Raw genomic sequence first — 6,847 nt, 5'->3', positions numbered from 1 at the left:
CGAGCGCATTCACGCACGGAAAAAACTCACCGAGACAGAAAAAGAGCTCTCACAAGTCATCTACGAACAAACTGGCGGCAACCAGGACTTTGCGCTCATCCGCAGCAAAGGCGACCACGCCTTGTTTGGCAAAAGCACCCAAGCCATGAAAGCCCAGTGGAAAGTGCCCGAAAGCCGCCCACTGGCCGACTTTGCGCCCACGATTTTGCTCAAAGCCAAAGACTTCGCCACGGAAATCACCATCTTCAACGCCCGCCAGCATCAGATGGACCGTGAAGGGCAAATTTCCAAAGAGCACATCACCAACAACCAAGCGGTGCGCAACACTCTGCTGGAACGGGGCATTCGCCCCGAAAGCCTGCCACCGCAAGAGGATGTCAAAAGGCTTGAACGGCGCTTGCAGTCTGAAGACAAAAAAGCACTGAATAAGCCCGACACCCTGGACAACTGACCCCCAAAAACCCTGACCACCCTCAAAAAACTCCGGGGGCAGTCAGCACAGTCATCTTGCCGACGTCAATACGTCCCTGCGTAAGACCCGCCATCGGCCAACACGTTCTGGCCCGTCATGTAAGCCGCATGCTGGCTGCACAAGAAGGCGCAAATCGCTCCAAACTCTTGCGGGTTGCCGTAGCGCCCGGCTGGGATTTGGGCTTGCTGGATCACGCGCAACTCATCCACCGTTTTGCCTTGCTTTTGCGCCATGGCGGGCAAGGTTGCACGGATGCGGTCGGTGTCGAATTTGCCGGGCAGCAAATTGTTGATGGTCACGCCTTTGGCGGCAATGCCGCTGCGCGAAGCACCGGCCACAAAACCTGTCAGGCCGCTGCGGGCACCGTTGGACAGGCCCAACACGTCGATGGGCGCTTTGACGGCGCTGGAGGTGATGTTGATGATGCGGCCAAAGCCGCGTGCAGCCATGCGGTCCACAGTGGCCTTGATGAGTTCAATCGGGGTGAGCATGTTGCCGTCGATGGCCTTGAGCCAGGCCTCACGGTCCCAGTCGCGGAAGTCGCCAGGTGGCGGGCCGCCAGCGTTGGTGACCACGATGTCGTAATCTTTGCCGGGGCCACCCGCCACGTTCCAGATGGCCTCGCGTCCGGCTTCGGTGGTGATGTCTTGCGCCACGGCGATCAGCTGCACTTTGCCGCCGGTCTCGGCGCGCAAGTCATCCACGGCTTTGTTCAGCACCTCGGCCCCTCGAGCCACCATGACCACATTCACGCCTTCCAGCGCCAAAGCCCGTGCGCATCCCCAGCCCAAGCCTTTGCTTGCGCCACCCACCAAAGCCCACTTGCCTGCAATGCCCAAGTCCATGTCAATCTCCTGAAGTTGATGCGATGTGGCCCTTTGGCCGCATCACGGTGTGCGGCCCACCGGCCGCGTGACCCAAAACACACCGCTCAAGACCAGCAAGGTCCCGGCGATGATCCACATGTTGAACGGCTCGTCCAAAATCCACACGCCCATGAGCAAGGTGGACATGGGGCCGATCATGCCCGTTTGCGCTGTCAGGCCCGAACCGATGCGCTCGATGGCCATCATGACCAACAGCACCGGCAGCACGGTGCATGCGATGGCGTTGAGCAGCGACAACCAGAGAACGGGCTCAGGGACCAGTGCCGAGGCCAAGGGCCTGAGCAGCACAAACTGCAGCAAACAAAATCCGCAGGCCACCGACGTGGCCAAGCCCGCCAAGCGCAAAGAGCCCAAGCGCTGCACCAACTGCCCGCTGTAGGTCAGATACAGCGCATAACTGACAGCACTCAAAAACACCAACAATGCACCCCACACGGCATCTGGACCTTCCAACCCCAGCTCGTGTCCAAAAACAAGCAAGACGCCCGAGTAGCTAATGGCCATGCCCACACCCTGGCGATGGGTGATGCGTTTTTTGAACAAAAACCAACCCAGCACCACCACCAACGTAGGGTTGAGGTAAAGGATCAGGCGTTCAAGCGAAGCACTGATGAACTCCAGACCCCAAAAATCCAAAAAACTGGCCAAGTAATAACCACAAAAGCCCAGCCCCAGCACGCCCAACCAGTCGGCACGGCTCAAGGACGCTTTGCCCCGCCCAGCCCACCAGGCCATGAGCAAAAACAGGGGCAAGGCCAGCAGCATGCGCCACATCACCAGAGTGACCGCATCCACGCCGTGCCGATAAGCCAGCTTGACGATGATGGCCTTGCCACTGAAGGCGATGGAGCCCGCCGCAGCCAGCAACAAACCTGTGCTCAAGGCAGATGCCTGCGGTGTGGCGGGGTGGCTAGGGCCCATCAAAAGCCAACAGCCTGTCCGTCACGGCGTGGGTCGCTGGCGGCTTGATAACCCTGCACCGCCGGATCGCCCATGCGCCAGATGAATTGGCCAGCGCCAAAGTCTTGGTACGAATCGCTGATGACGTCGAGCTGGTGGCCGCGTGATATCAACTCTTGCACGGTGGTGGCGCTCATGGCAGCTTCGACGTTGATGTTCAGGCCCGAGTTGTAGCGCCAGCGCGGTGCGTCACACGCTGCTTGCGGGTTCTGGCCGTAATCGAGCATGCGCACCAGGGTTTGCATGTGGCCTTGGGGCTGCATGTTGCCGCCCATCACGCCGTAACTCATCACCGGTTGACCGTCTTTGGTGACAAAGGCGGGGATGATGGTCTGGAACGGGCGCTTGCCCGGCAACACCAAGTTGGCGGGGTTTTGACCCTGCAGGTCGGTGCTGAAACCATGGCCCCGGTTTTGCAGGCTGATGCCGTAAGTCGGCTCAATCACGCCCGAACCAAAGCCCATGAAGTTGCTCTGGATGAAGCTGATCATCATGCCGTTTTCATCGGCGGCCGTGAGGTAAATCGTACCGCCCTTGACCGGGTTGCCCGCCTTGAAGTCCTGCGCCTTTTTCATGTCGATCAACTTGGCGCGGCTGGCGAGGTACGCCGGGTCCAGCATTTGCTCGGGTGGCAGTTCCATGAAGCGCGGATCGGCCACGTAGCGGTAGGTATCGGCAAAGGCGAGTTTCATGGCCTCGATCTGCAGGTGCTGCGAGTCGGCGCTGTCCACCTTGTGGCTGGCCAAGTCGAAGTTGGACAAGATGCCCAAAGCAATCAGCGCCGCGATGCCTTGGCCGTTGGGCGGGATCTCATGCAGGGTGTAGCCCCGGTAGTCTTGCGCCATGGGCTTGACCCACTCGGGCTTGAAGTCGGCCAGGTCTTTGGCGGTGATGCTGCCGCCGTTGTCCTTGGCAAAACGCTCAATGGCTTCGGCGATCTCGCCACCATACAGCGCTTGGCCTTTGGTGGCGGCAATGGCCTTGAGGCCCCGCGCCGCATTTTTGAACTGGAACAACTCACCCACTTGCGGCGCACGGCCCCAGGGCAAAAAGCTTTGCGCAAAGCCGGGCTGCGACTGCAGCTCGGGCGTAGCCGCGGCCCACTTTTGCTGCACCACCACCGGGATCAAATAACCCCGCTCGGCCACTTCGATGGCTGGCTCCATCAAGTCGGCGAAAGGCAGCTTGCCAAAGCGGTCGCTCAAAGCGACCCAGCCCGCCACCGCGCCGGGCACGGTGACCGAGTCAAAGCCGCGCTTGGGCGGTGTTTTGGTCTCGGCACCGTATTTGCGGTGAAAGTATTCGGGCGTCCAAGTCGCGGGCGCGGGGCCGGACGAATTGAGGCCGTGCAGCTCTTTGCCGTCCCAGAGGATGGCGAAAGCGTCCGATCCCAAACCACAGCTCACGGGCTCGGTCAGGGTGATCACAGCGGCCGCGGCAATGGCGGCGTCCACCGCGTTGCCACCCTTGAGCATCATCCGCAGGCCCGCTTGCGCGGCCAAAGGGTGAGAGGTCGAGACCACATTGCGCGCAAACAGCGGCAAGCGGGTGCTGGTGTAGGGGAATTGATAGTCGAAGTTCATGTCATTCCAATGTGATCTTGCGCTCGGTGATGATCTTTTTCCACTTGGCAGATTCGGTCGCCAACATGCTGGTGAACTGGGCGGGCGTGCCGCCAATGGGTTCGATCCCCAGTCGCAGCAATTTATCGACCACTTCAGGGTCTTTGAGCACCTGGTTAGCCGCCGTATTGACGCGGGAGACCACATCGGTTGGCAGATTCTTGGGGCCAAACAAACCAAACCAAGTGGTGGACTCGTAACCGGGCAAGACCTCAGCAATGGCGGGCAGACCAGGGGCCATGGCGGTCGGCTTGGCCGAGGTCACGCCCAAAGCACGCAAACGGCCATCGCGCACATGCGGCATACCGGTGGGCAGGCTGTCAAACAGCACATCCACTTTGCTGGTGATCAGGTCGGGGATGGCAAGGGCCGTGCCCTTGTAGGGGATGTGGACCACGAACACATCGGCCTGCGCCTTGAACAGCTCTGCCGACAACTGCACGATGGTGCCGGGACCACTTGATGCATAGTTCAAACGACCGGGGTTTTTCTTGGCGTAATCGATCCATTCTTTGACGGTTTTGGCAGGCGAATTGTTGGGCACCAGCATGATGCTGGGCGCATTACCCAACTGGCTAATTGGCGTGAAGTCGCGCACTGCGTCGTAAGGCATGCGCGGATTCAGGTTGGGGCCGATCGAGTGGGTGCTGGAGGTAGACAACAGCAAGGTGTAGCCATCCGGCGTGGCCTTGGCAGCCAAGTCAGAGCCCAGCGTGCCGCCTGCGCCCGGGCGGTTTTCGACCACCAGCGGGTGGCCCAGTTTTTCGCTGATTTTTTGAGACAAGGTGCGGGCAAACAAATCGGTTGCACCACCCGCCGGGAAGGGCACGATCAGGCGCACGGCTTTGCTGGGGTAGCTCTGCGCCTGAGCCATGCCCAAGCTGGCCACGGCCAAGGTGGCAGCGCACAGGCCACGCAGGAGTTGTCGTTTTTTCATGGTGATATTCCTCTACCCTAGACGGTCGCAAAAATCAAAAAAAGATTGTCTCAGAGGGCATGCGCGACTGCTGCACCCAAGTGACAAGACCACGGTCGGCACAGGCGCAAGCACCCCAAAAGACAACGGCCTCCGAGGAGGCCGTTGCAGGGGGCGTCAAAGCCTCGTCACTCTTCGACGAAAGCCTCTTCTCGCTTGGACTTAATGGACGGCAAGGTCACGACGATCAAGAGCAGCAACGCCATCGCCAGCAAAGTGGCCGACAGGGGGCGCGTGACAAACACGCTCCAATCACCACGCGACAGCAACATGGCGCGGCGCAAGTTCTCTTCCATCATGGGGCCCAATATCAAACCCAGCAGCAGGGGCGCAGGCTCCATGCCGAGTTTGATAAACACATAACCCACGATGCCGAACAAGCCCACCATCCAGATGTCCCAGGTGTTGTTGTTGGTCGAGTACACGCCAATGGCGCAGAACAAGACGATGGCCGGGAACAACCAACGGTAAGGCACAGTCAGCAGCTTGATCCAGATGCCAATCAAAGGCAGATTCAAGATGATCAGCATGGCGTTGCCGATCCACATCGACGCGATCAGACCCCAGAACAACTCGGGGTTGCTGGTCATGACCTGAGGGCCGGGCTGGATGTTGTGGATGGTCATCGCACCCACCATCAAGGCCATCACGGCATTGGGCGGAATGCCCAAGGTCAGCAACGGGATGAAGGAGGTTTGCGAACCGGCGTTGTTGGCCGACTCGGGGGCCGCCACACCTCGGATGTTGCCCTGGCCAAAAGGCACCTCGCCGGGCTTGAGTTTGGTTCTCTTCTCAATGGTGTAGGCGGCAAACGCCGACAAAGTGGCTCCACCGCCGGGCAAGATGCCCAGTGCCGCGCCCAAGGCCGTGCCGCGCAAAACGGCCGGCACCATGTTCTTGAAGTCTTCTTTGGTCGGCATCAAGCCATCGACCTTTTTGGCAAACACTTCTCGCTCTTCATCAGGCTTGGCCAGGTTGGAGATGATCTCGCCATAGCCGAACACGCCCATGGCGATCACGATGAAACCAATGCCATCGGTCAGCTCTGGAATGTCGAAGCTGTAGCGGGCGACGCCCGAGTTCACGTCGGTGCCCACCAGACCCAGCAACAAGCCCAAGATGATCATGCCCACAGCTTTGATCAAGGAGCCCGAAGCCAGCACGACCGCACCAATGAGGCCCAAGACCATCAGCGAGAAATACTCGGCAGGGCCAAACTTAAAAGCCACTTCGGTCAGGGGTGCCGCAAAGGCCGCCAAAATCAGCGTGCCCACGCAACCTGCAAAAAACGACCCCAAACCGGCCGCCGCCAACGCCGGACCTGCACGGCCTTTACGAGCCATTTGGTAGCCGTCGATCATGGTCACCACCGACGAGGCTTCACCCGGCAAGTTGACCAAAATGGCGGTGGTGGAGCCACCATATTGGGCCCCGTAATAAATGCCGGCCAACATAATCAGGGCTGCCACGGGGGGCAATGCATAAGTGGCTGGCAGCAGCATGGCGATGGTGGCCACAGGGCCCACCCCAGGCAGCACACCGATCAGCGTGCCCAAGAGGCAGCCCACGAAAGCGTAAATCAGGTTCTGAAAGGTGAACGCCACCCCAAAACCGAGCGCCAGGTTGTCAAAAAGTTCCATGGATGTTTTCTCCTCAACCTGTGATGAATGTCGGCCAGACTGGGAACTGCAAGTTCAGCAGCCAGACAAAACCTGCGTAGCTGCCAGCCGCCAAAATGCTGGCCAAAATCAGCGATTCTTTGACGCGAAACTCACCGCCCGCTTTGCTCACCACGAAGGTCACGCCGTAAATGGCCACGATCAAGCCCATGCCGGGGATGCCCAGGCTGGGCAAACCGCTCAAGAGCACGCCAAACATCAGGTTGCCAGCGATGATGTAAAACAGGGGACCCCAGGCCCATTTGCCGATC

At 59.7% G+C, this 6,847-nt stretch carries 5 protein-coding genes and 2 pseudogenes; 1 reads left to right on the top strand and 6 read right to left on the bottom strand.

Going from position 1 to position 6,847, the window contains the following annotated elements; genetic code table 11:
• Nucleotides 1-451: pseudogene (locus Q0341_RS12055) on the top strand (DNA damage-inducible protein D); the annotation flags it as partial.
• Nucleotides 452-516: 65 nt separating this feature from the next.
• Here Q0341_RS12055 and Q0341_RS12050 read toward each other — a convergent pair.
• The 6 genes and pseudogenes from Q0341_RS12050 to Q0341_RS12025 all read right to left on the bottom strand — a co-directional run.
• A complete protein-coding gene (locus Q0341_RS12050; RefSeq protein WP_299513635.1) occupies nucleotides 517-1,317 on the bottom strand; it encodes an SDR family oxidoreductase in 801 nt (266 codons plus the stop codon).
• Between the two features lie 42 nt (nucleotides 1,318-1,359).
• Nucleotides 1,360-2,280 (bottom strand): DMT family transporter, encoded by a 921-nt coding sequence (locus Q0341_RS12045; RefSeq protein WP_299513633.1) that lies wholly within the window; start codon nucleotides 2,278-2,280, stop codon nucleotides 1,360-1,362.
• Nucleotides 2,280-3,902 (bottom strand): gamma-glutamyltransferase family protein, encoded by a 1,623-nt coding sequence (locus Q0341_RS12040; RefSeq protein ID WP_299513631.1) that lies wholly within the window; start codon nucleotides 3,900-3,902, stop codon nucleotides 2,280-2,282. Before Q0341_RS12040 ends, Q0341_RS12045 begins: the two co-directional genes overlap by 1 nt.
• Nucleotide 3,903: 1 nt before the next feature.
• Nucleotides 3,904-4,878 carry a tripartite tricarboxylate transporter substrate binding protein gene (locus tag Q0341_RS12035; protein ID WP_299513628.1) on the bottom strand — a complete coding sequence of 325 codons (975 nt, stop codon included), beginning with the start codon at nucleotides 4,876-4,878 and terminating at the stop codon, nucleotides 3,904-3,906.
• 167 nt (nucleotides 4,879-5,045) lie between these two features.
• On the bottom strand, nucleotides 5,046-6,557 hold the full coding sequence (locus tag Q0341_RS12030) for a tripartite tricarboxylate transporter permease (RefSeq protein WP_299513626.1): 1,512 nt from the start codon (nucleotides 6,555-6,557) through the stop codon (nucleotides 5,046-5,048).
• Nucleotides 6,558-6,570: 13 nt separating this feature from the next.
• Nucleotides 6,571-6,847: pseudogene (locus Q0341_RS12025) on the bottom strand (tripartite tricarboxylate transporter TctB family protein); the annotation flags it as partial.

The sequence above is a fragment of the uncultured Limnohabitans sp. genome, assembly GCF_937889215.1.
GTDB lineage: Bacteria > Pseudomonadota > Gammaproteobacteria > Burkholderiales > Burkholderiaceae_C > Limnohabitans_A.
The sequence above is the reverse complement of the archived record's forward strand: the minus strand, read 5'-3'. Positions and strand labels throughout refer to the sequence as shown.

Excerpts from the sequence above, each read along its gene's own strand:
- Q0341_RS12045 (WP_299513633.1), bottom strand. The coding sequence starts at position 2,280 with ATGGGCCCTAGCCACCCCGCCACACCGCAGGCATCTGCCTTGAGCACA.
- Q0341_RS12040 (WP_299513631.1), bottom strand. The coding sequence starts at position 3,902 with ATGAACTTCGACTATCAATTCCCCTACACCAGCACCCGCTTGCCGCTG.
- Q0341_RS12050 (WP_299513635.1), bottom strand. The coding sequence starts at position 1,317 with ATGGACTTGGGCATTGCAGGCAAGTGGGCTTTGGTGGGTGGCGCAAGC.
- Q0341_RS12030 (WP_299513626.1), bottom strand. The coding sequence starts at position 6,557 with ATGGAACTTTTTGACAACCTGGCGCTCGGTTTTGGGGTGGCGTTCACC.
- Q0341_RS12035 (WP_299513628.1), bottom strand. The coding sequence starts at position 4,878 with ATGAAAAAACGACAACTCCTGCGTGGCCTGTGCGCTGCCACCTTGGCC.